Here is a 21,233-nt window from a genome sequence, read left to right on the forward strand (position 1 = left end):
TCACACTTTACTGGTCTCGCGCGAGCTCACCGGGTTGTGTGCCCGCCGACGCCGCAGTGCCGCGGTACCAAGGAGTGCCGTACCGGCCAGGAGGTAGAGCGCAAGTCCGAGTGCCGGCTGCCCCAGCCCGGTGCCGGAGAAGTACACGATGCTCCGCACGCCCTCGGTGCCGATGCCCGGGGTGATCCAGCGCCCGATCGAGGCGTAGAACGACGGCAATACATCGGCTCCGAAAGCTCCTCCTGCGCTGGGGTTTCCGAGGATCACGAACAGCACGATCGCGGCAGGCACCGCAGCGACGCCGATCAGTGCGCGCAGGCCCATGGTGACCAGTCCGGTGGCGAAGACCACGCCGGTACCCAGCAGGGTGAGTGGGAACCAGTGGCCGGCAAAGGTTTCCAGAACGTGGGTGGTGAGGAAAGCTCCGAACGCTCCGGATGCGAGGGAGTACACCGCGAGAATGCCGACGTGCATGTAGGTTTCGCGGCGCGAGGACGGTGCCCCGATCAGCAATCCGAATGCCGCGGCCAGCAGATAGCCGCCGACGACCCAGCCGGCCGAGAGGTAGAAACCGGACAACCCTCGGTTGTCGTGGACCCCGACCGGGATCTCGTCGCGAACCACGAACTGACGGCCCTGCGCGGCGTCCACTTCGGTGAAGATCGATTGCAACGCGGTGGCCTCGGAACTGCCTGCCGCACTGGCAGTGATGAGCGTGTCCGTTCCGTTCGCGCCGACGACATAGGCCCCGATGATGTCGCGGTCGCGGAGCAGCGAGCGAACCTCGGCGGTGTCGACCGCGGTGCGTGCGTCGAGCGGCGCACCGTCGATGGCGTCCAGACGATCGGCGGTCTGCTGATCGAGTCCTTCCGGGAGGCCGGCTTCGGTCACCACCGCGATCGGGATCGCGTGCGGCGTCGGCTGATGGAACGCCGAGACGTAGCTGAGGATGAAGCCGAGCTGTAGCACCAGGACTGCGGCGGCGAGCAATGACATCTTGCGCATGGGTGAACTCCTGAACGGTGTGAAATCTGCGGGGTCGATTCCCGTGAGTCTTGTCGATACCCGAGGTATTCAATACTCTAGGTATCGTGATTGCCGAGGAGCAAGAAAAGTGGGGGTCGACACAGTCGCAGCGACGACCGCAGCGTGCCGACGTACGAGACCGACTGCTCGCCGCCGCAGCCGACGAGTTCACCGAACGTGGTTATGCCGCAGCCAAACTCGTTGACATTGCGGACCGCGCCGGCTTCACCAAGGGGGCCGTGTACTCGAACTTCGAGTCCAAGCAGGCGCTGTTCGCCGAGTTGCTCGCCAAACGCTCACTCGACCTCGCGGCCCGCGTGCTGGCCCACATCTCCGATCTGGACTCCGGTGCCGCAGCAGGAGCAGGCGGCAACGAGATCGCCTCGTGGGTGGTAGCCGAACCCCGCTGGCCGCTGCTCACCGTCGAGTTCGGCATCCTGGCCGGCCGCGACCCGGCCGTCGCCGATCGTTACCGCACCGACCGTCGAGCGCTGCGGCGTGAGCTCGAACGTCTCATCGCCGAACGCGCGGACCAGTGGGGCGTGGGCGACAAGTTCGATGCCCGACGCGTCGCGACGTCACTGACGGCCTTGATCTCCGGATTGGCCGTCGAACATTCGGTGGATCCGGAGGACATCGACGAGGGAATCATCGCCGACGCGGTGTCCGAATTGTTCGCCGGAGCGATAGCTAGGGCACATCTCGATTGAGGGCGACCGCACCGGGTAACCACGCAAGATGAATGCTCAGAATCCGGATCCGGACGTCACCGCAGGACTCGAAGCGGGTGGCGGCGTCACCCCAGGAGACACCCCGCCCGCCGAGACAGGTATCGGCGGACCCAACCACGAACCGCCGCAGCGCAGCCGAGTGATGCCGATTGTGATCATCTGCGTGGTCGCATTGTTGGCCATTTTGATCGCCGGTGGATTGATCGGTCGCGTCGTCGGCCTGTTCGGCTGATCTCGCTCAGAACAGGGGCCAACCACCCTCGGGGCCGAGAAGTCGGTTCAGTCGGATGTGGTTGATCTCCGCGAGCTCGTTGCGCATGATCTTGCGCTCGGTGCGGTCGTCGTTGTCGAGTCTGTGTCCCAGATCCACCAGGATCTCGCGTGGCTCGAACCCCTCGGGTCCGAACATCACACTGGCCACGTACGGAAATCCGAAGCGCTCGCCGTAGGCGCGAGCAGCGGTTCCCAGCGCTCCTCGCGTGTTCGCGTCCATGGCGGCGCATACTTTGCCGGGCTCCGGAAGATTCGCGGCGAGCGAATCGACGTCCTGGTCCGACAACTCGGCCAGTTCGGTATCGGCTGCGGAGAACAGGTCGGCGCGGGAGCGATAGCTGCGGCCGTCGGCCACCCGTGAGGCCCACGCCACCGAGCAGCAGCACTCGTACAGTGCGTGCACCGCTTTGCGACGCGGCAGGTCGTTGAACGTTTCAAGTCCCAATCCCTGGTGCATCAGCATGTGTCGATAGTGGGCCGACTGCGCCGGATGTACCAGAGCTGAGCAGGGACTTAGCGCAGACGTTACGCGCCGTAACATGCGGTGCGGCAATCTCGGGCGATCCCGCTAGGCTCGCACGCATGACGGAACGTACCTGGAAAGCCTTCTCGGTCGAGATCGCGGACCACATCGCGCAAGTGACACTTCTCGGGCCCGGCAAGGGCAACGCAATGGGCCCCGACTTCTGGAGCGAGAGCACCGAGCTGTTCGCGCAGCTCGACGCCGATCCCGAGGTTCGGGCAGTGGTGCTCGCCGGCTCCGGCAAGAACTTCACCTATGGACTGGATCTGGCCGCGATGGCAGGTACGTTCGGTCCTCTCATGGCAGACAAGGCGCTGGCCGGTCCTCGAACGTCCTTCCACGACACCATCAAAACGATGCAGAAGGCGATCAACGCCGTCGCGGACTGCCGCAAGCCCGTCGTTGCAGCGATCCAAGGCTGGTGCATCGGCGGTGGCGTCGACCTCATCACCGCCGCCGACGTGCGATACGCCAGCGCCGACGCGAAGTTCAGCGTGCGCGAGGTGCGGGTCGCGATCGTCGCCGACATGGGTTCTCTGGCCCGGCTCCCCGCGATCATCGGCGACGGCCACCTGCGTGAGCTCGCGTTGACCGGCAAGGACATCGACGCGGCCCGCGCCGAGAAGATCGGCCTGGTCAACGACGTGTTCGAGGACCACGATGCCACCCTCGCCGCCGCCCGTGAGTGCGCGGCCGCCATCGCCGCCAATCCGCCACTGGTGGTGCAGGGCATCAAGACCGTACTGGACCACTCCCGGTCCTCCAGCGTCGACGACTCGCTGCGGTACGTGGCGGCCTGGAACGCCGCCTTCCTCGCCTCGCACGATCTCACCGAGGCGATCACCTCCGTGTTCGAGAAGCGGCCGGCTCAGTTCACCGGTAGCTGACGTGGTCGAGTTCGCCGAGGAGTTGGGCACCCAGCTGGTTCGATTGCAGCGTCTACGCGAGCGCAACATCGCGCAGATCTCGTCGTCGGGTGGCGTCGAGGGTGCCGCCTACGTCTGTCTGTTCCGGCTCTTGCGTGACGGGCCCATGAGGTCCAGTGAGCTTGCCGCCATGGTGAATTCGGATCCGTCGACGGTGAGCAGGCAGGTGGCTCAGCTCGTCGAACTGGGACACGTCGAGCGGCTGCCCGACGAACGGGACGGTCGGGCCTTCGTCCTCGCGGTGACGCAGTCGGGCCAGGAAGTTGCCGCGGCGATTCAGCAACGCCGAACCGAGGCGCTCGGGCGAGTCATCGAGAAATGGGACAGGGACGACAGATCGGCGCTGGTCGGGCTGTTGGACCGATTCTTGACCGATTACGAAACCGTCAGGCCGGACCTACCCGATCAGCGCACGGGTAACGTCTGAGCCGCGAGGAACCTGAACAACGTCGGATCGCGAGTTCGTCCCGTGCTCGTGATCCCAGCGACGATCGGGACGCAGGCGATGCCTTACCCGGACGCTCGAACTGCCCGAACGGACGGAGGGAATGTGGTGCCAACCGATCACGACAGACCTCCCCGGTCCTCCGACCGGGGACCAGGATCGGGTTCGGTTCGGCTCGAACGCCGCGTTGCGAGAGGAATCGCATTTCTCGTTCCGTCCTTCGGGTTGATCGGCTCGATCATCATGCTGTCCGCCGACGGCCCGGTCGGCGCGACGGCCGTCGTGATCTGCATGATCGTGCTGCTCTCGACCGTGCCGGTGGGAGCGTGGTGGTGGCTGCGCTCGGTCGACGCGTCGCACATGCCCGGGTGGTTCGTGATCTACGCCGACGTGGGCGTCGCGGTCATGCTGCTCACCTTTGCCGACCGGAGCTTGGCTTTGTACGGTGCAGCCCTGTTCTCGGTGATCGGCACCTACATCGCCTACTTCTCCCGGCGCAACGTCCTCAAATTTCACACCGCATTCGTCAACGCCGTGATTCTTCTGCTCGCCGTGCTGGCCGTCGTCGAGCAGCCGGGCGATCCCGCGTCGATCGTCGCGCGGGCACTGGTGACGGTGTTGGTGGTCAACTCGGTGCTGGCGTTCAGAGCCGTCATTCAGCGCCAGCTCGACCTCGCCAATACCGACTCTCTGACGGGCCTGCTCAACAGGCGAGGCCTGGAACTTCGGCTGGACCGAATGATGGCCCGTTTGACCGAGGAGCAGTCGGCGGCGCTGATGGTGGTCGATCTCGATCAGTTCAAGCTGGTCAACGACACCTACGGTCACGCCGTGGGCGACCGAGTTCTACGCCGAACGGCCCGGCGCCTCACCGCCGCGACGGGTGGACGGCCCTGCGTGGCGCGCACCGGGGGCGAGGAGTTCACGATCGCGGCACCGGTCTGCGGCGACTCGGCCGACCACCTCGCAGACGATATTCGCGAGGCGGTGCACGATGCGAGTGACGACGTGCCGGTCACGGTCAGCATCGGTGTCGCCGTACTCGATGCCGATCGGTGGCGAGCGGCCGTGTCCTCGTACGCCGCAGCCGAGCTGGTGCGCAACGTGCTGCTCGATGCCGACACGGCAATGTACGAGTCCAAGCACGCGGGTGGAAACAGAACGACGGTGTATGCCGGCGATTGATCAGCCGACACACACCGTCATTCGTTCGGGGAGAACGATCAGCGCAAGGCGCTCTTGGGGTCGTTCCACAACTGGTCCGTGAAGTCCTCGAGCGCGACGAGAACGATGGTGTCCTCGGTGCGGCGCAGGATCGACTTGCTGGCGCGTACCTGAACGACGTCACCGGTCTTGTCGGTCATCCGCCACAGCGAATCCGCGCGGGTGGCCACCGTCGTCAGGAACATGTCGGCGACGTTGACCCCCTCCGGTGCCCGGTCGGGAAAGATGTCGTGCAGGTGGAAGTCCACGCGTTCGGTGCGGTCGAGACCGAACAGATCGTCGAAGGCCTCGTTTGCGAACACGATCGCACCGCTGGGATCGACAGCGAGGATCGGCACCGGAATTCGGTCGAGAACGACCGTCACCGGCAGATCGGGGAACTGCGTCGGATCCGAGATCGCCCGCGAGTCGAGATTGCGCCGATCACCGGCGGCGCCGTTGGAACTGCTGTCGGTCATAGGTCTCCCCAAACTGTGTTTCGCCGGCGCGCGGCCGAGACGAAGTGTGTAGTGCCGAAACGATCAGTGACCCGGATTGTCCGTCAAGCGCTTGAACGATGCGGCGATTTCGGCCTCGGCCTCTGCGCGCCCCACCCAGTCTGCCCCGGTGACGTGCTTGTTGGGTTCGAGATCCTTGTAATGAACGAAGAAATGCTTGATCGCGTCGAGTTCGAACGTCGATACGTCGCTCAGATCCTGGATGTGATCCCAGCGGGTGTCACCTGCAGGCACGCACAACACCTTGTCGTCGCCGCCCGCTTCGTCGACCATCTTGAACATCGCGACAGGCCGCGCCTCGACGATGACACCCGGGTAGACCGACTCGGGCAGCAGCACCAGTGCGTCCAGCGGATCGCCGTCCTCGCCGAGCGTGTTCTCGATGAAACCGTAATCGGCTGGATACGCCATCGCGGTGTAGAGGTAGCGGTCGAGGCGTACACGTCCGGTGACGTGGTCGACCTCGTACTTGTTGCGCTGCCCCTTGGGGATCTCGATGGTGACGTCGAACGGCACGTGCAGTCCTTACTGTCTTCGTCGAGCCGCAGGGGCCCGAGCGGTTGCGAATGTCTCGATGGTGGCGGCGCAAGGCTACCGGACCCGAGGATACTGTTGACTGGACGATCATGGGTACGACCACGGCAATGACGGAGGAACGGTGGCGGGGCTGACACGGCGGTTCCTCGGTCCCACAGCGGGCCGGCGGCGCAGGAAGAAGCGGTTGATCCTGACGCTGTGCGCTGTGTTCGTGGTGATCCTCGCCGTGACCACCGCGGCGCTCGTGCTCCCGTCGGTGTCCGACGGCGCGGAGACCGCGATCGCGCCGCCGCCCGACACCGTGCTGCCGAACCCGAAGATCACTGCGTTTCCCGAGTCCGCCCCGTCGCCCAGCTCGGCGGGACTGGCCGGCGCACTGGCCGGGGTGGTGGACGATTCCGATCTCGGCACCTTCACCGGGACCGTCGCCGACGCACGGACCGGCCAGGTTCTGTGGTCCCGGAACCCCGATGCACCGATGACTCCGGCCTCGACGACCAAGGTGCTCACCGCGGCCGCGGCGATGCTCGCGCTCCCGGCCGACCACCGCGTCACCACTCGCGTCGTCCAGGGCAGCAGCGAAGGAAACATCGTGCTGATCGCGGGCGGAGACCCCACGCTCACCGCACTGCCGGTCGGCACCGTCGGGTTCTATCCAGGTGCGGCCCGCATCGACGATCTCGTGGAGCAGATCCGCCGCAGCGGAACGACGGTACGCAGCATCAGCGTCGACACCTCGATCTACTCCGGCGACACCATGGCGCAGGGCTGGTTTCCAGCCGACATCGCCGCCGGTTCCATCACCCCGATCGAACCGATCATGCTCGACGGCGGAAGGTCCGATCCGCTCGTCGACGAGTCACCCCGCAGCACCACTCCGGCGCTCGACGCGGGCCGCGCACTGGCGGCAGGACTGGGCGTCGATCCGGCGGCGGTGACGACGGGTACGGCCGCCGAGGGCGCCGACCAGCTGGCGTCGGTGCAGTCCGCCCCGTTGCGAAACCGCTTGCAGCAGATGATCTATCGCTCCGACAACGTCCTCGCCGAGGCGGTCGGCCGCGAACTGTCGATCGACATGAACACGGCAGCAAGCTTTTCCGGCGCGGTGGCGGCCATCGGACAGACTCTCTACACGGCAGGTTTCGACATGGCCGGGTTGGCCCTGGAGGATGCCAGTGGGCTGTCGGTGGACGGCAAGATCCCGGCCCGACTGCTCGATCAGGTGCTGACCTCGGCCGCCGGAACCGAACAGCCGACATTGCGTCCGATGCTCGACTACCTGCCCGTCGCCGGAGCCACCGGAACGCTGTCGGATCGGTATGCCTCGGGGGATCGAACCGGAGCGGGTTGGGTGCGGGCCAAAACCGGAACCCTCTCCAATGCAAGCGCTCTCGCGGGATACGTCGTCGATGTCGACGGCCGTGTGCTGACCTTCGCGCTGATGTCGAACGACCGGCCACCCGAGGTCAGTCGCCCCGCCCTCGATGCCGTGGCATCGACCTTGAGATTGTGTGGATGCCAGTGAAGTCAGCATCAGCGGCAAGTGCCGACGAGAACGAGAGCACGTCCGGGTTCGCCGGTGCGGTCGATTGGTCGGTAGCCGCCAAGGCCGGGGCCAAGCTGGCCCGCCCGGGTCCGGCCACCTCGCGCTACACCGCCGATGCGGCCGTGGAAGAGCTTGCCGCCGCGTCGATTCGAGCCGAGGGACCGGTTCGCGAGACCACCGGTCTGGCCGACGGACTCCCGGTGCCCGACGCCCAGGTGGTCGATCGAGCAGGCTGGATCGCCGCGGCCGCGTCGTCGATGAAGCACCTCACCGGGGACGACGACGACACGCCACCGTCGGGGCTCCTCGGCGGAAGACCCGCAGGACTTCAGGCGGGCGCGATGCTGGCGTTTCTCTCCAGTGCCATTCTGGGACAATACGATCCGTTCACCGGGGAGAACGGAACGCTGCTGCTCGTCGCACCGAACGTGATTGCCGTCGAACGCGCACTGCGCGTCTCGCCCAGCGACTTTCGCCTGTGGGTGTGCCTGCACGAAGTGACGCACCGAGTGCAGTTCTCCTCCGCGCCGTGGCTCGGCGGCTACATGCGCGAGAACGTGGGGGTGCTCTCCGACGGCACCGACGAGCCACTGTCGGACGTCGCCAATCGGTTGACCGGTGCGTTGAAGGCCCGCAAGAATCCGAGCGGAACCACAAAATCGGAGGACGCGGGCATCGTCGGCCTGCTGCGCGCCACCCAACCCCAGCCGCAGCGCGACGCCATCGATCGGCTCCTGGTGCTCGGTACTCTGCTCGAAGGCCACGCCGACCACGTGATGGACGCCGTCGGGCCGGCCGTCGTGCCGACCGTGACGCAGATTCGCGGTGCATTCGACCAACGGCGACGACGCAAGGTCAACCCGCTCCAACGCGTCGTCCGGGCATTGCTGGGGATGGACGCTAAGATGGCGCAGTACGTCCGCGGCAAGGCATTCGTCGATCACGTCGTCGCCGCGGTGGGGATGGAGCGCTTCAACACCGTGTGGACGGGCCCCGACACGCTGCCGCTGCTGTCGGAGATCGAGAACCCGGACGCGTGGATCGCGCGAGTTCTGGGATAGTGCTCTTGCCCGAGGGAGTGGAGCCCGCGGAACGACCCAGATTGCCCGAGGGGCCTGCCCTGCTGGAGGTTCGGCATGCGGTGCGGGCGTGGCTCGTTGCGCACCCCGGTCCGGTTGCCGTTGCCTTGTCCGGTGGCGCGGATTCGCTCGCCTTGACGGCCGCGACCGCGGCCGAGGCCCCGAACGTGCGTGCGCTGATCGTCGACCACGGTCTTCAGGAGGGTTCGGCCGAGGTCGCGGCGACGGCGGCGGCGCGGGCGCTGGAGTTGGGTGTGGTCGATGCCCGGGTTCTGCCGGTGCACGTCACCGGTTCCGGAGGGACGGAAGCAGCGGCCCGCAGAGCCAGGTACGACGCGTTGAATCTCGCCCGCGGCGACGCGTCGGTGCTGGTGGCGCACACTCTCGACGATCAGGCCGAGACGGTGCTGCTCGGGTTGGGCCGCGGATCGGGGCCGCGGTCGATTGCTGGCATGACGGCGTTCGCCGCACCGTGGGGCCGTCCGCTGCTCGGAGTCAGGCGGGCGATCACCCGGGCCGCGTGCGTCGAGCTGGGGCTCGAGCCGTTCGAGGATCCGCACAACACCGATACCGATTTCACTCGGGTGCGGCTGCGCCACGAGGTGTTGCCGTTGCTCGAGGACGTGCTGGGCGGCGGCGTCGCCGCTGCGCTCGCGCGGACGGCCGAGCAGTTGCGTGAGGACGGCGACGTGCTCGACGCGCTTGCCGGGTCCGTTGCAGACACCGACGGACCGGACATCGAGGTCTCGGCGATCGAGACGCTCGCCCCCGCAGTACGCCGCCGCGTGCTGCGCCGATGGTTGCTCGGCCGGGGAGTGACGTCGTCGACCGATCGACAGCTCCGAGCCGTCGATGCCCTTGTCGTACGGTGGACTGGCCAGGGCGGGGTTGCCCTGCCAGGCGGAACGCCCGACGCCAGGTTGGTGTGCTCGCGTCGACGTGGCAGGCTGAGCGTCGGCCTGGAGAACGAATGAAGGGAAACCCCGTGTACGAGGGCGACATCGAATCGGTTCTCATTTCCGAGGAACAGATCAAAGCGCGCACTGCGGAACTCGCAGAAGAGATCGCCAAGCGGTATCCCGAAGGCTCCCCGGAAGGCGACCTGCTCCTGGTCGGCGTCCTCAAGGGCGCGATCATGTTCATGACCGACTTCGCCCGGGCGCTGCCCATCCCGGCGCAGCTCGAGTTCATGGCGGTCAGCTCCTACGGCTCGTCGACGTCGTCCTCCGGCGTCGTCCGGATTCTCAAGGACCTCGACCGCGACATCACCGGACGCCACGTGCTGATCGTCGAGGACATCATCGACTCCGGTCTGACTCTGAGCTGGCTCAAGCGCAACCTCGCGACCCGCTCGCCTGCCTCGCTGTCGGTGGTGACGCTGCTGCGCAAGCCCGACGCCATCAAGGTCGACGTCGAAGTCGCGAACGTGGGCTTCGACATCCCCAACGAGTTCGTCGTGGGATACGGCCTCGACTACAACGAGCGCTACCGAGATCTGCCGTACATCGGTCTGCTGGACCCCAAGGTCTACAGCTGAGCCGAGTCGTTCGGTCCACCCGGTTCGCGTGAACCGCCCCGCGTGAATGGACCATTGCCGCGCCGACACGTATGCAATGGTCCATCGATGCGGATAGGGTGCCGAAGAGGTGGGGAACTGCCGGGGGAGTGCGGTCGTTGGAGGGGAAGAAGCGTCGACGCAAACAGGTGCGTGGACGCAGAGCGCCAGGTATGAGCGAGTCAGATGTCCGAGTCTCGCGCTAGCCTGGAGTATCCGGCGGGCAGGGAGCAGCCAGCGCGCGGGAGCGGACTGAAAGGACACGGCCGAGTCGGCTGAAGCTGTATGAATCGGAAGACAGTAATACGAAATCTTGCCATCGTTTTCGGCATTCTGTTGGTGATCTATGCCTTCAGTTACTTCGGTAACGACACGCGGGACTGGAAGACGGTCGACACCTCGGTGGCGATCGCCCAGCTCGATGATCGCAACGTCGAGTCCGCGCAGATCGACGACCGTGAGCAACAAGTTCGGCTGACACTCAAAGAGGCCTCCGACGCCACCGACAACGAGACGAAGATCATCGCGAAGTACCCGGACTCGGCGTCCGAGCAGATCTTCGACAAGGTCGACTCACAGGGCCTCGACAGCTACAACACCACCGTCACCCAGGAGAGCTGGTTCAGCTCCTTCCTGCTGCTGATCCTTCCGATGGTGCTGATCCTCGGCGTGATCATCTTCGTGATGAGCCGCATGCAGGGTGGCGGTCGCGGCGGAGTCATGGGCTTCGGCAAGTCCAAGGCCAAGCAGCTGACGAAAGACATGCCCAAGACCACCTTCGCCGACGTGGCAGGTGCGGACGAGGCTGTCGAAGAGCTGTACGAGATCAAGGATTTCCTGCAGAACCCGGCGCGCTACCAAGCGCTCGGTGCCAAGATTCCGCGCGGCGTGCTGCTCTACGGCCCTCCCGGAACCGGTAAGACGCTGCTCGCACGCGCCGTCGCAGGCGAGGCGGGCGTCCCGTTCTTCACCATCTCGGGCTCGGATTTCGTCGAGATGTTCGTCGGTGTCGGTGCATCCCGCGTACGCGACCTCTTCGAACAGGCCAAGCAGAACAGCCCCTGCATCATCTTCGTCGACGAGATCGACGCCGTCGGTCGCCAGCGCGGTGCAGGTATGGGCGGCGGGCACGACGAGCGCGAGCAGACGCTCAACCAGTTGCTCGTCGAGATGGACGGCTTCGGTGAGCGCACCGGCGTGATCCTCATCGCCGCGACCAACCGCCCCGACATCCTCGACCCCGCGCTGCTGCGTCCGGGCCGCTTCGATCGGCAGATCCCGGTCGGTGCCCCCGACCTGGCCGGCCGTCGAGCAATCCTGAAGGTGCACTCGGCAGGCAAACCCGTTGCTCAGGACGCCGACCTCGAGGGTCTCGCCAAGCGAACCGTCGGAATGTCGGGTGCAGACCTGGCCAACGTCATCAACGAAGCGGCGCTGCTCACCGCGCGTGAGAACGGCACCGTCATCACCGAGGCTTCCCTCGAGGAGTCGGTGGACCGCGTCGTCGGTGGTCCGCGTCGCAAGAGCCGCATCATCAGCGAGCACGAGCGCAAGATCACCGCGTACCACGAGGGTGGACACACACTCGCCGCGTGGGCGATGCCCGATATCGAGCCGGTCTACAAGGTCACCATCCTCGCTCGCGGTCGTACCGGCGGCCATGCGATGACGGTGCCCGAGGACGACAAGGGCCTGATGACGCGGTCGGAAATGATCGCTCGTCTCGTGATGGCCATGGGCGGCCGCGCGGCGGAGGAGCTCGTCTTCCACGAGCCGACCACCGGTGCGTCATCCGATATCGACCAAGCCACCAAGATCGCCCGCGCGATGGTCACCGAGTACGGCATGAGCAGCAAGCTCGGAGCCGTTCGGTACGGGCAGGAACAGGGCGACCCGTTCCTCGGCCGTTCGATGGGCCAGCAGTCCGACTTCTCGCACGAGGTCGCCCGCGAGATCGACGAGGAGGTGCGCAAGCTCATCGAAGCTGCGCACACCGAAGCGTGGGCCATCCTCAACGAGTACCGCGACCTGCTCGACACGCTCGCGTCCGAGCTGCTCGAACGTGAGACGCTCACCCGCAAGGACCTCGAGAAGATCTTCCACAGCGTCACCAAGCGCCCACGGATCACCTTGTTCAACGACTTCGGCGACCGCAAGCCCTCGGACAAGCCGCCGGTGAAGACTCCGCGCGAACTCGCCGCCGAGCGCGGCGAGCCGTGGCCTCCGGTACCGCCGGCTCCGAAACAGCTTCCGCCGCAACAGGTTCCGCAGCCCAGCTACTCCGGTTCGCCGCAGCTGAGCAAGGGCGGCTACCCGAACGGAAGCAACGGATACAACGGCGGCCCGGTCAACGGTGCCCCGACGAACGGCGCTCCCACGAACGGTGCCCCGACGAACGGTGCCCCGACCAACGGTGCCCCGACCAACGGGATTCCGAGCAACGGTGCCCCGAGCAACGGCGGCCCGGTGCATGGTGGCGGCTACAACGGCGGTGGCCCCAACGGCAATTACGGTGGCGCTCCCAACGGTGGTGCTCCCAACGAGGGCGGCTACTCCGAGGGCTATCGCAGACCGGAACCACGGCCGGCCCCCAACTCGGGTTCACGGCCCGATTACGGCGCTCCGGCAGGATGGTCTGCTCCGGGCTGGCCGCCGCGCGATCAGCCGTCGGTCCCGCGCTACCAAGGCCCGACCACTCCACCGGCCCAGAACCAGCCGAGTCGTGAGCAGCCGGAATCGGATCGGCCGGAACAGAATCGGTACGAGCCTCCTCAGGGCCAGCCGACCTACCGACAGCACCCGACGTATCAGCAGCCGCCGTCGTACCAACCGCCGACCGGCCAACAGGCGTACCAACCGACGCAGTATCAGCCGGATCCGTTCCGGCCGGATACGCGGGATCAAGGTCGGACGTCTCGACACGCGCCTCCGTACGGCGAGAACCCGGACGGTTCCGCCCACGAGGAGCCGTCGGCCCCGTCGTGGCAGGTGCCCGGTCCGTCGCAGAACTACCCGCTTCCCGGCGACGACCGTTCCGGCGACACTTCGTCCGAGGATTCGCGGCGCGACGAGCGAGCCGAGGACGACGGCGACGAAGGTCCGCAGACGCACCGCTGGGAAGGGCCGGGGGGTACGTACCGCTAGGCCTGTCATTAGGCTTGCTGGGTCGATCGTGACGGTCGGCCCAGCACGTCGTTCGAACTGTGTTGGGCTCATCCGCAATTGTTCTCTTCGGACCGTTGCAGGTGGGCCCAGCCGTCACATTCGTGAAGCCCAAACGGAGGTACGTTCACGTGTCAGTCAATCGGACCGACGAGTCGACCAGCGACTCGGCAGAAGTCCCGGCAGTCGACCAGCGCGCGGTCGAGCAGACGGTTGCCTACGCCACCGGGGCAGTCTTCGACCAGCCTCGCGCCGAGGCCGCAGTACGTGAGTTGTTGATCGCCGTCGGCGAGGATCCCGATCGCCCCGGCTTGCTCGACACCCCGGCCCGCGTCGCGCGTTCCTACCGCGAAATCTTCGCCGGGCTCTACACCGACCCGGACACGGCGTTGAACACGACGTTCGACGAGGGTCATCAGGAACTGGTACTCGTCCGCGACATCCCGATGTACTCCACGTGCGAGCACCACCTGGTCTCGTTCCATGGCGTCGCACACGTCGGATACATCCCCGGCAAGAGCGGCAAGGTCACCGGCCTGTCGAAACTGGCGCGCGTGGTGGACATGTACGCCAAGCGCCCTCAGGTGCAGGAACGTCTGACCAGTCAGATCGCCGACGCCCTGATGCGCAAGCTCGACCCGCGCGGAGCGATCGTCGTCATCGAGGCCGAACACCTGTGCATGGCGATGCGCGGAATTCGCAAGCCGGGAGCCAGCACCACCACCTCGGCCGTGCGCGGTCTGCTGCAGTCCAGCGCGGCATCGCGTTCGGAAGCACTGGACCTGATTCTGCGGAAATGACGCGACCGGTCGATACCCGATGAGTCTTGCGAGGAGTATCCCCTCGGCCCCCGTCGTCATGGGCGTTCTCAACGTCACTGCCGATTCCTTCTCCGACGGCGGTCGGTACCTCGACGTCGACGCCGCCGTCGAGCACGGGTTGGCGATGCATCGCCGCGGAGTCGACGTCGTGGACATCGGTGGTGAATCGACGCGTCCAGGGGCCGACCGGATCGATCCGATTCTCGAGGCCGAGCGTGTGGTGCCGGTGATCGCTGCGCTGGCCGCAGAAGGCGTGGTGACCAGTGTCGATACGATGCGCGCCTCGGTCGCCGAGGCCGCCATCGAGGCAGGCGTGTCGATAGTGAACGACGTATCGGGCGGACGAGCCGATTCGGCCATGGCCGGGGTGGTCGCGGACGGCGGGTTGCCGTGGATCCTGATGCACTGGCGGGCCGCCGGGTCCGAGTATCGGCACTCCGGTCCGGCCGACCGGTACGACGACGTGGTTGCCGACGTACGCAGCGAACTACTGGAACAGGTCGATCGTGCGATGGCCGCGGGCGTCGACGAATCGGCGCTCGTGCTCGACCCCGGCCTCGGCTTCGCCAAGAACGCCCAGCACAACTGGCAACTGCTTCGCGGCCTACCCGAGCTGGTGGCGGCCGGGTTTCCGGTACTCGTCGGTGCTTCTCGCAAACGCTTCCTCGGGTCGCTTCTGGCCGACGAACACGGTTCGCCTCGACCACCGGACGGACGCGAGATCGCCACGGCTGTCGTATCGGCACTCGCTGTCGCAGGTGGCGCTTGGGGCGTGCGGGTGCACGACGTCCAGGCGTCACTCGACGCGGTCGCCGTCGTCAAGGCATGGCAGGGTGATCGGGCATGAGCGAGAGCAGTGGCCGCGACGGTCTCGGAACGCGTCGCGGCGACCGCATCGAACTACGTGGCCTGACGGTCCGCGGTAATCATGGAGTCTTCGACTTCGAGAAGCGTGACGGTCAGGACTTCGTCGTCGACATCACCGTGTGGATGAGTCTTCGTCCCGCAGCCGAGACCGATGATCTGACCGAGACGCTGCACTACGGCGAACTGGCCGAACGTGCCGCGGCCGTGATCTCGGGACCTTCCAGGGACCTGATCGAGACGGTCTCGGCCGAGATCGCCGAGGTGGTGCTGGCATACGATTCCCGCGTCGACGCGGTGGAAGTAGTGCTGCACAAGCCGTCTGCCCCCATCCCACTGTCGTTCGAGGACGTGGCCGTGGTGGCGTACCGGGAGCGGACGTGACGCGTGCGGTGCTGTCGATCGGCAGTAACATCGGCGACTCGCTCGGTCACTTACGTTCTGTGGCAACAGAATTGGGATCGCGACTGGTGGCCTGTTCGGCCGTGTACCGATCTGCGCCCTGGGGTGGCGTCGAGCAGCAGGATTTTCTCAATGCGGCCCTGGTGGCCGAGGACGACGCGTACGACCCCTGGGACTGGTTGCGCCTGGGGCAGCAACTCGAGGAAGCGGCGGATCGCGTTCGCGTACAGCGATGGGGGCCACGCAGCCTCGACGTCGACGTGATCGTGTGCGACGACGTGATCAGCGAGGACCCTCGACTACTACTGCCGCATCCCCGCGCGCACGAGCGGGCGTTCGTGCTGCTGCCGTGGCTGGATGTCGAACCCGACGCCACCTTGCGCGTCGGTGACGAGGATGTGCCGGTGACCGAGTTGCTGTCGCGATTGAGTGCGGAGGAGCGTGCCGGAGTCGTACGTCTCGACGGCATCGGTGATCGCCTGTGGTGACCAATCCCACCAAGGTCGGGGATGTCTTGGGTATTTTCCTGGTCGCCTCGGTCGGCACCTGGCTGCTGGTCCGGGTTTTCTACGGTTCGTTACCGCCGATTCCGGTGTACGCCGGGGCGTCGTTGTATCTGGTGGCGGTGGTGGAAGTGGTGACCGCGGTGATCGTCCGCAATCGCATCGCGGAGCACCGCGTGGGCACCGGTCTGCACGATCTGAATCCGTTGACGGTGTACAGGGCACTGGTGCTGGCGAAGGCATCGATGCTGGTGGGGACGGCTGTCGTCGGGGTGTGTGTCGGATTTCTGGTGTATGTGATGCCGCGTGCCACGACGGTGCGGGCCGCGTCGTCCGATCGGGTCGGGGCGATGGTGGCGCTGGTTGCGGGAGTGGCCGTCGTCGGTGCAGCGGTGTGGCTCGAGCAGTGTTGCCGAACCCCGAAAGATCGGGACGACGAGCGTTCCCGGTAACGCACGAAACATTTGATTGTTACCTCGGTTGTGTAAGCGATCGGCCGAGGATGACTATTTGCGAACGGGTTGCCAGTTACCCTTGTGAACATGACAGATCAGACTCGCGCAAAGAAGGGGCGCCGAAACAGGCGTAGTGCGAGCCAGCTGTTTCTTGCGGCGCTCGTCGTGTTCGGCATCGTCGCCAGTGTGTTCCTGTTGTTCACCGAGAGTGTTCAGTGGATGAGGGTCGGTGTTCTCTCCGCGCTGTGGGCTGCCGTGATCGGTGCTTTCGCAATGACCAAGTACCGCCGGGAATCGGCTGCGGACCAGACCAAGGCCAAGGATCTGCAGACGGTCTACGAGTTGCAGTTGGCCCGTGAGATTTCGGCGCGACGCGAGTACGAGATGAGCGTCGAGGCCCGGGTTCGTAGCGAATCGCGAATGGAGATCGACGAAGTCGCAGCATTGCGCAACGAACTCGCCGCACTCCGCCAGAACCTGCAGGTGCTGTTCGACGGCAATCTGCCGACCGAACGCGTCGCGTTGCGGGCCGAGGCGATGAGAATGCAGGAACTCGGCGGTCGGCGATACGACAGCTACCAGCCTGCGCCGTCCGGCTTGTACATCCCCGGTGGTGGGAACAGCAACGGTGTCGGAACTCCCTACGACGAGCCGGTCACGGCCGAGACGTCGGTGGTGTACCCCGAAGGACCGGACGAGATGCCGCAGGCCACCGCCGCGCAGGGTTCGTACGCCGAGAACTCGTTCGAGACCGAGGAGCCGAGCTACGACGCGACGGCAACAGCGGTGGACGAGGTCGATGCTTTCGAGCGCCCAGCAGCGCGACCGCGTCCGTACGGCGCGCCGAGGCCGGCCGCGCGAGTCACTCCGCCCAGCTCGCCGTTCACGGCGTACAACTTCGAGCAGACGCGTCCGCCGGCAGCGGAGCCGGACGCGCAGGACTACGAACCTCAGCCCGCCGCGGAAACGTACGAGGCCGAGAACGACGTGGCCGAGGAGTACCAGGCCCCCGAGTTTCAGGCCCCTGAAGTTCAGGCCCCCGAGTTCTCGACCCCCGTCGAGCCTGATCAGCCCGAGTATTCCGAGACCGAGCCTGCAGCGGACTACGTTTCCGGTCCTGCGTACGGATCGGACTCGGCCCAGGACGGCGACGCCTACCCGGCGTCCCGCAGTGCGTTGCGTGAATCGGCGGATGCGTTCTTCTCGGCCGATCGCGACCACGAGACTTCGGCCGTGGATACTTCCAGTTCGCCTCGGCGCGGTCGTAGGCGCGCAGAGTCGACCGACGAGGATGCCACCGGCGCACACTCGAACGGCCGTTCCGTCGCCGAGATCATGGCCGGTCTGGCCGGCGGCGACTCGGCCGACACGACGACCACCGACGCAGGCACGCGGCGTCGTCGCCGTCGCGCAGACTGAGAACCAGATCACACTGGTTTTCCATGGCACCGTCGGTGCCGCTGTCGCTATTGTTCCCTGCAGGACGTCTGGTACCCGCCGAGCGGGACTGGAACGAACGAGAGGAAGTTTTCGGTGACCTCATCAGGGTTCACTGGTGGTCTGTCTCCAGCTCGATTGACGGTGGGTGTCGTCTCGGCCGGGCGGGTAGGTACTGCATTCGGTGAGGCGCTCGAACGCGTCGGACACGTTGTCGTCGGTGCTGCCGCTGTGTCGGACGCGTCGCTCGCTCGGGTGCGCGACCGTTTGCCGGAGTCGCAGGTTCTGCCGGTCGACGACGTCGCTCGCCGCGCAGAACTGCTCATTCTTGCTGTGCCGGACAGTGAACTGGCATCGATCGTTGCCGGACTGGCAGCAACGGGAGCGGTGGCGCCCGGCAAATTGGTGGTGCACACCTCCGGTGCGAACGGCGTCTCGGTCCTCGAACCACTGGCCGCCCTCGGTGCCGTGCCTCTCGCGATCCATCCGGCCATGACGTTCAGCGGCAGAGCCGAGGACACGGACCGGATGACGGCGGCGTGTTTCGGGATCACCGCGAGTGACGAGATCGGATACGCCGTCGCGCAGGCTCTGGTGCTCGAGATCGGCGGCGAGCCGGTGCATGTGGCCGAGAACAATCGGGCGCTCTACCACGCTGCGCTCGCGCACGGTAGCAATCACCTCGTCACCCTTGTGGTCGACGCGGTCGAAGCGCTTCGAGTTGCGTTGGCCGGACCAGGTTTTCCTGGTTCCGACGCCGAACGTGGTGTGCCCGAGCGTGTTCTGGCTCCATTGCTCGAAGCGGCGCTGGACAATGCACTGCGCAACGGGCAATCGGCGCTCACCGGCCCGGTGGCCCGAGGCGATACCGCCGCCGTCGGTAAGCACCTCGACGTGCTGGGGACCGTCGATCCTCGCATCGCTGCCGGGTATCGGGCGCTGTCTCTTCGTTCCGCGCAGCGCATCGGTGCCAGGGCAGACCTGATCGAACTTCTGGAAGGGAAGCAATGACCCTCGCGGGTAGCTACACCAAGGGGCAGTTGACAGTTCACCACGATCCCGCGGTGATCACGTCGGTGTCCAAGGCCCTACGGGGTGTCGGGAAGCAGGTCGCGCTGGTGCCGACCATGGGCGCGCTGCACGCCGGTCACCTGCAATTGGTGCGTCAGGCCAAGCTCACCGGTGCGGTGGTCATCGTGTCGATCTTCGTCAACCCCCTTCAGTTCGGGGTCGGCGAGGATCTCGATGCCTACCCACGAACCCTCGACGCCGATGTCGCGCTGCTCCGCGAGGAGGGCGTCGAGCTGGTCTTCGCGCCGTCGGTATCGGACATGTATCCGGCGGGACCGCGCACCACCGTCAATCCCGGACCGCTCGGCGCAGAACTCGAAGGCGGCAGTAGGCCAACGCATTTCGCGGGCATGCTCACCGTCGTCGCCAAACTGTTGCAGATCGCGGCTCCCCATCGCGCGTACTTCGGGGAAAAGGACTACCAGCAGCTGACTCTGATCCGGCAGATGGTGCGAGATCTGAATTTCGACGTCGCCGTCATCGGGGTACCGACGGTCCGCGAGCAGGACGGTCTTGCACTGTCCTCGCGTAATCGGTATCTCGATACCGAGCAGCGTGATGCGGCGATGGCGCTGTCGGCCGCGCTGGTGGCCGGGGCACACGCTGCGGCAGGCGGCACCGAGGCCATCATCGCCACTGCGCGTGCCGTTCTGGACGAGGCACCGCTGGTTCAGGTCGATTACCTCGAGGTACGAGACCCGCATCTCGGGCCGGCTCCCGAACGTGGAGACGGCAGACTGCTCGTGGCGGCCAAGGTCGGTACCACGAGATTGATCGACAACGTCGGTGTCGCAGTCGGCACCGGGTTTTTGGAGTACCCTGACGATCCGAAAAGTGGAGAGTGACACGATGTTTCGTACCATGATGAAGTCCAAGATCCATCGCGCCACCGTCACGCATGCAGACCTGCACTACGTGGGCTCGGTGACTGTCGATGAGGATCTGATGGAGGCCGCCGATCTGCTCGAAGGCGAGCAGGTCACCATCGTCGATATCGACAACGGGGCTCGGCTGGAAACCTATGTGATCACCGGTGAACGCGGCAGCGGAGTCATCGGAATCAACGGAGCTGCAGCGCATTTGGTGAACCCAGGTGACCTGGTCATTCTGATCGCCTACGGAGTGATGAACGAGCAGGAAGTCGCCGACTACGCGCCTCGGGTCGTGTTCGTCGACGAGAAGAACCGGCCGGTCGAACTCGGCAGCGACCCGGCTCATGCGCCTGCGGGCTCGGGTCTGATCACGCCGCGCGATCTCCGGGCCGATTCCGTGCTGGTCTGATTCGATGCTCCTCGCGATCGATGTGCGCAACACCAGCACCGTGGTCGGGCTGTTCACCGGCACCGGTGATCACTCGAAGCTGCTGCGGGACTGGCGCATTCGAACCGACCCTCATGTGACGGCCGACGAGCTGGCGTTGATGTTGCGTGGGTTGCTCGGAGCCGATTCGGAACAGATCACCGGCATCACCGCGCTGTCGACGGTGCCGTCGGTGCTTCGAGAGATGCGCACCATGCTCACGCGCTACTGGGATCATGTGGTGCACGTGGTCGTCGAACCCGGCGTCCGGACCGGCGTTCCGCTGCTGGTGGACAACCCGAAAGAAGTCGGAGCCGATCGGATCGTCAATACCCTTGCCGCGCATGATCTGTACGACTCGGCGTGCATCGTGGTGGATTTCGGGACCACCACCTGCGTCGACGTAGTATCCGCCAAAGGGGAATTCCTCGGCGGTGCCATTGCGCCCGGACTCGAAATGTCGGCGTGGGCGATGTCGACCCGCACCGCCACGCTGCGCGAGGTGGAGATGATCCGACCGCGGTCGGTGCTGGGCAAGAACACCGTAGAATGCATCCAGTCGGGCACCATCTTCGGGTTCGCGGGCCTGGTGGACGGTCTCGTCGGACGGATCAGGCGCGAGGTGCCGGAGGTTACCGGTACGGACGTCGCGGTCATCGGCACCGGAGACATCGCGGCGCTGATCCTGCCCGAGTCGACCACCATCGAGCACCACGAACCGGACCTGACGCTCGAAGGGCTGCGACTGGTCTACGAACGAAACATGGCAAAACGGCGTCCGCGCTGAATGTTTCGGTGAGTGGGTAGCGCATCGGGCGTTCGTGTGTCAGAATCGTCGGCGTGATGACGTGCATGGC

Annotated in this window: 24 protein-coding genes; 20 read left to right on the forward strand and 4 right to left on the reverse strand. The window is 65.9% G+C overall.

The features are described 5' to 3' along the window. A complete protein-coding gene (locus CH305_RS12385; protein WP_094703865.1) occupies positions 1 to 1,005 on the reverse strand; it encodes a hypothetical protein in 1,005 nt (334 codons plus the stop codon). A gap of 86 nt (positions 1,006 to 1,091) precedes the next feature. Here CH305_RS12385 and CH305_RS12390 point away from each other — a divergent pair, with 86 nt between their 5' ends. Both CH305_RS12390 and CH305_RS12395 read left to right on the forward strand, forming a co-directional pair. Further along, entirely contained in the window at positions 1,092 to 1,736 is a 645-nt protein-coding gene (locus CH305_RS12390; RefSeq protein WP_094703866.1) for a TetR/AcrR family transcriptional regulator, read from the forward strand. A gap of 28 nt (positions 1,737 to 1,764) precedes the next feature. Further along, complete coding sequence (locus tag CH305_RS12395) at positions 1,765 to 1,989, forward strand: DUF6480 family protein (RefSeq protein ID WP_032380119.1); 225 nt, start codon at positions 1,765 to 1,767, stop codon at positions 1,987 to 1,989. A gap of 6 nt (positions 1,990 to 1,995) precedes the next feature. Here CH305_RS12395 and CH305_RS12400 read toward each other — a convergent pair whose 3' ends face one another. Beyond that, on the reverse strand, positions 1,996 to 2,493 hold the full coding sequence (locus tag CH305_RS12400) for a 2-oxo-4-hydroxy-4-carboxy-5-ureidoimidazoline decarboxylase (protein WP_094703867.1): 498 nt from the start codon (positions 2,491 to 2,493) through the stop codon (positions 1,996 to 1,998). A gap of 119 nt (positions 2,494 to 2,612) precedes the next feature. Between CH305_RS12400 and CH305_RS12405 the strand changes: the two genes are divergently transcribed. The 3 genes from CH305_RS12405 (at position 2,613) to CH305_RS12415 (ending at position 5,109) form a co-directional block, all read left to right on the forward strand. After that, positions 2,613 to 3,440 (forward strand): crotonase/enoyl-CoA hydratase family protein, encoded by an 828-nt coding sequence (locus CH305_RS12405; protein ID WP_032380121.1) that lies wholly within the window; start codon positions 2,613 to 2,615, stop codon positions 3,438 to 3,440. A gap of 1 nt (position 3,441) precedes the next feature. Then, positions 3,442 to 3,906 (forward strand): MarR family winged helix-turn-helix transcriptional regulator, encoded by a 465-nt coding sequence (locus CH305_RS12410; RefSeq protein ID WP_032403760.1) that lies wholly within the window; start codon positions 3,442 to 3,444, stop codon positions 3,904 to 3,906. Between the two features lie 126 nt (positions 3,907 to 4,032). Beyond that, complete coding sequence (locus CH305_RS12415; RefSeq protein WP_052077691.1) at positions 4,033 to 5,109, forward strand: GGDEF domain-containing protein; 1,077 nt, start codon at positions 4,033 to 4,035, stop codon at positions 5,107 to 5,109. A gap of 38 nt (positions 5,110 to 5,147) precedes the next feature. Here CH305_RS12415 and CH305_RS12420 read toward each other — a convergent pair whose 3' ends face one another. Together CH305_RS12420 and CH305_RS12425 are read right to left on the reverse strand one after the other, a co-directional pair. Further along, positions 5,148 to 5,606, reverse strand: a complete 459-nt coding sequence (locus CH305_RS12420) for a PAS domain-containing protein (RefSeq protein ID WP_032380123.1) — start codon at positions 5,604 to 5,606, stop codon at positions 5,148 to 5,150. Between the two features lie 63 nt (positions 5,607 to 5,669). Beyond that, positions 5,670 to 6,161, reverse strand: a complete 492-nt coding sequence (locus CH305_RS12425; protein ID WP_032380124.1) for an inorganic diphosphatase — start codon at positions 6,159 to 6,161, stop codon at positions 5,670 to 5,672. 142 nt (positions 6,162 to 6,303) lie between these two features. Between CH305_RS12425 and dacB the strand changes: the two genes are divergently transcribed. From dacB to CH305_RS12500, 15 genes are all read left to right on the forward strand, one after another. Beyond that, entirely contained in the window at positions 6,304 to 7,707 is a 1,404-nt protein-coding gene (dacB, locus tag CH305_RS12430) for a D-alanyl-D-alanine carboxypeptidase/D-alanyl-D-alanine-endopeptidase (protein ID WP_032403761.1), read from the forward strand. Further along, complete coding sequence (locus CH305_RS12435) at positions 7,698 to 8,789, forward strand: zinc-dependent metalloprotease (RefSeq protein WP_179278274.1); 1,092 nt, start codon at positions 7,698 to 7,700, stop codon at positions 8,787 to 8,789. The genes dacB and CH305_RS12435 overlap by 10 nt, the downstream gene beginning before the upstream one ends. Before the next feature lie 5 nt (positions 8,790 to 8,794). Further along, entirely contained in the window at positions 8,795 to 9,781 is a 987-nt protein-coding gene (gene tilS, locus CH305_RS12440; protein ID WP_256983714.1) for a tRNA lysidine(34) synthetase TilS, read from the forward strand. An 11-nt stretch (positions 9,782 to 9,792) separates the two neighbouring features. Next, positions 9,793 to 10,344 (forward strand): hypoxanthine phosphoribosyltransferase, encoded by a 552-nt coding sequence (hpt, locus tag CH305_RS12445; RefSeq protein ID WP_032380712.1) that lies wholly within the window; start codon positions 9,793 to 9,795, stop codon positions 10,342 to 10,344. A 303-nt stretch (positions 10,345 to 10,647) separates the two neighbouring features. Then, on the forward strand, positions 10,648 to 13,506 hold the full coding sequence (ftsH, locus tag CH305_RS12450; RefSeq protein WP_094703870.1) for an ATP-dependent zinc metalloprotease FtsH: 2,859 nt from the start codon (positions 10,648 to 10,650) through the stop codon (positions 13,504 to 13,506). Between the two features lie 149 nt (positions 13,507 to 13,655). Beyond that, positions 13,656 to 14,324: a GTP cyclohydrolase I FolE gene (gene folE, locus CH305_RS12455; RefSeq protein ID WP_032403781.1), complete on the forward strand. Its 669-nt coding sequence runs from the start codon at positions 13,656 to 13,658 to the stop codon at positions 14,322 to 14,324. Between the two features lie 19 nt (positions 14,325 to 14,343). After that, the gene (folP, locus tag CH305_RS12460; protein ID WP_179278275.1) at positions 14,344 to 15,192 is read left to right on the forward strand and encodes a dihydropteroate synthase; all 849 of its coding nucleotides are present in this window, start codon (positions 14,344 to 14,346) and stop codon (positions 15,190 to 15,192) included. Beyond that, positions 15,189 to 15,593, forward strand: coding sequence for a dihydroneopterin aldolase (gene folB, locus CH305_RS12465; RefSeq protein ID WP_052058247.1), 405 nt, complete (start codon positions 15,189 to 15,191; stop codon positions 15,591 to 15,593). Before folP ends, folB begins: the two co-directional genes overlap by 4 nt. Beyond that, entirely contained in the window at positions 15,590 to 16,099 is a 510-nt protein-coding gene (gene folK / locus CH305_RS12470) for a 2-amino-4-hydroxy-6-hydroxymethyldihydropteridine diphosphokinase (RefSeq protein WP_094703871.1), read from the forward strand. The genes folB and folK overlap by 4 nt, the downstream gene beginning before the upstream one ends. Next, entirely contained in the window at positions 16,096 to 16,566 is a 471-nt protein-coding gene (locus CH305_RS12475; protein WP_032403783.1) for a DUF3180 domain-containing protein, read from the forward strand. Before folK ends, CH305_RS12475 begins: the two co-directional genes overlap by 4 nt. 90 nt (positions 16,567 to 16,656) lie before the next feature. Beyond that, entirely contained in the window at positions 16,657 to 17,988 is a 1,332-nt protein-coding gene (locus CH305_RS12480; protein ID WP_179278276.1) for a DUF6779 domain-containing protein, read from the forward strand. Between the two features lie 114 nt (positions 17,989 to 18,102). Then, positions 18,103 to 19,017, forward strand: coding sequence for a Rossmann-like and DUF2520 domain-containing protein (locus CH305_RS12485; RefSeq protein WP_032380129.1), 915 nt, complete (start codon positions 18,103 to 18,105; stop codon positions 19,015 to 19,017). Further along, complete coding sequence (gene panC, locus CH305_RS12490; RefSeq protein WP_032403766.1) at positions 19,014 to 19,922, forward strand: pantoate--beta-alanine ligase; 909 nt, start codon at positions 19,014 to 19,016, stop codon at positions 19,920 to 19,922. The genes CH305_RS12485 and panC overlap by 4 nt, the downstream gene beginning before the upstream one ends. Positions 19,923 to 19,926: 4 nt before the next feature. Beyond that, positions 19,927 to 20,358 carry an aspartate 1-decarboxylase gene (panD, locus tag CH305_RS12495; RefSeq protein WP_032403785.1) on the forward strand — a complete coding sequence of 144 codons (432 nt, stop codon included), beginning with the start codon at positions 19,927 to 19,929 and terminating at the stop codon, positions 20,356 to 20,358. 4 nt (positions 20,359 to 20,362) lie between these two features. Next, positions 20,363 to 21,163, forward strand: coding sequence for a type III pantothenate kinase (locus CH305_RS12500; RefSeq protein ID WP_032403767.1), 801 nt, complete (start codon positions 20,363 to 20,365; stop codon positions 21,161 to 21,163). Positions 21,164 to 21,233 lie beyond the last annotated feature (70 nt).

Origin of the sequence: Rhodococcus sp. 15-649-2-2 (genome assembly GCF_002258645.1) — a bacterium.
Classification (GTDB): domain Bacteria; phylum Actinomycetota; class Actinomycetes; order Mycobacteriales; family Mycobacteriaceae; genus Rhodococcoides.

Excerpts from the sequence above, each read along its gene's own strand:
- CH305_RS12435 (WP_179278274.1), top strand. The coding sequence starts at position 7,698 with ATGCCAGTGAAGTCAGCATCAGCGGCAAGTGCCGACGAGAACGAGAGC.
- CH305_RS12480 (WP_179278276.1), top strand. The coding sequence starts at position 16,657 with ATGACAGATCAGACTCGCGCAAAGAAGGGGCGCCGAAACAGGCGTAGT.
- panC (WP_032403766.1), top strand. The coding sequence starts at position 19,014 with ATGACCCTCGCGGGTAGCTACACCAAGGGGCAGTTGACAGTTCACCAC.
- panD (WP_032403785.1), top strand. The coding sequence starts at position 19,927 with ATGTTTCGTACCATGATGAAGTCCAAGATCCATCGCGCCACCGTCACG.
- CH305_RS12400 (WP_094703867.1), bottom strand. The coding sequence starts at position 2,493 with ATGCTGATGCACCAGGGATTGGGACTTGAAACGTTCAACGACCTGCCG.
- folP (WP_179278275.1), top strand. The coding sequence starts at position 14,344 with ATGAGTCTTGCGAGGAGTATCCCCTCGGCCCCCGTCGTCATGGGCGTT.
- CH305_RS12385 (WP_094703865.1), bottom strand. The coding sequence starts at position 1,005 with ATGCGCAAGATGTCATTGCTCGCCGCCGCAGTCCTGGTGCTACAGCTC.
- CH305_RS12395 (WP_032380119.1), top strand. The coding sequence starts at position 1,765 with ATGAATGCTCAGAATCCGGATCCGGACGTCACCGCAGGACTCGAAGCG.
- CH305_RS12420 (WP_032380123.1), bottom strand. The coding sequence starts at position 5,606 with ATGACCGACAGCAGTTCCAACGGCGCCGCCGGTGATCGGCGCAATCTC.
- ftsH (WP_094703870.1), top strand. The coding sequence starts at position 10,648 with ATGAATCGGAAGACAGTAATACGAAATCTTGCCATCGTTTTCGGCATT.
- CH305_RS12405 (WP_032380121.1), top strand. The coding sequence starts at position 2,613 with ATGACGGAACGTACCTGGAAAGCCTTCTCGGTCGAGATCGCGGACCAC.
- folB (WP_052058247.1), top strand. The coding sequence starts at position 15,189 with ATGAGCGAGAGCAGTGGCCGCGACGGTCTCGGAACGCGTCGCGGCGAC.
- CH305_RS12500 (WP_032403767.1), top strand. The coding sequence starts at position 20,363 with ATGCTCCTCGCGATCGATGTGCGCAACACCAGCACCGTGGTCGGGCTG.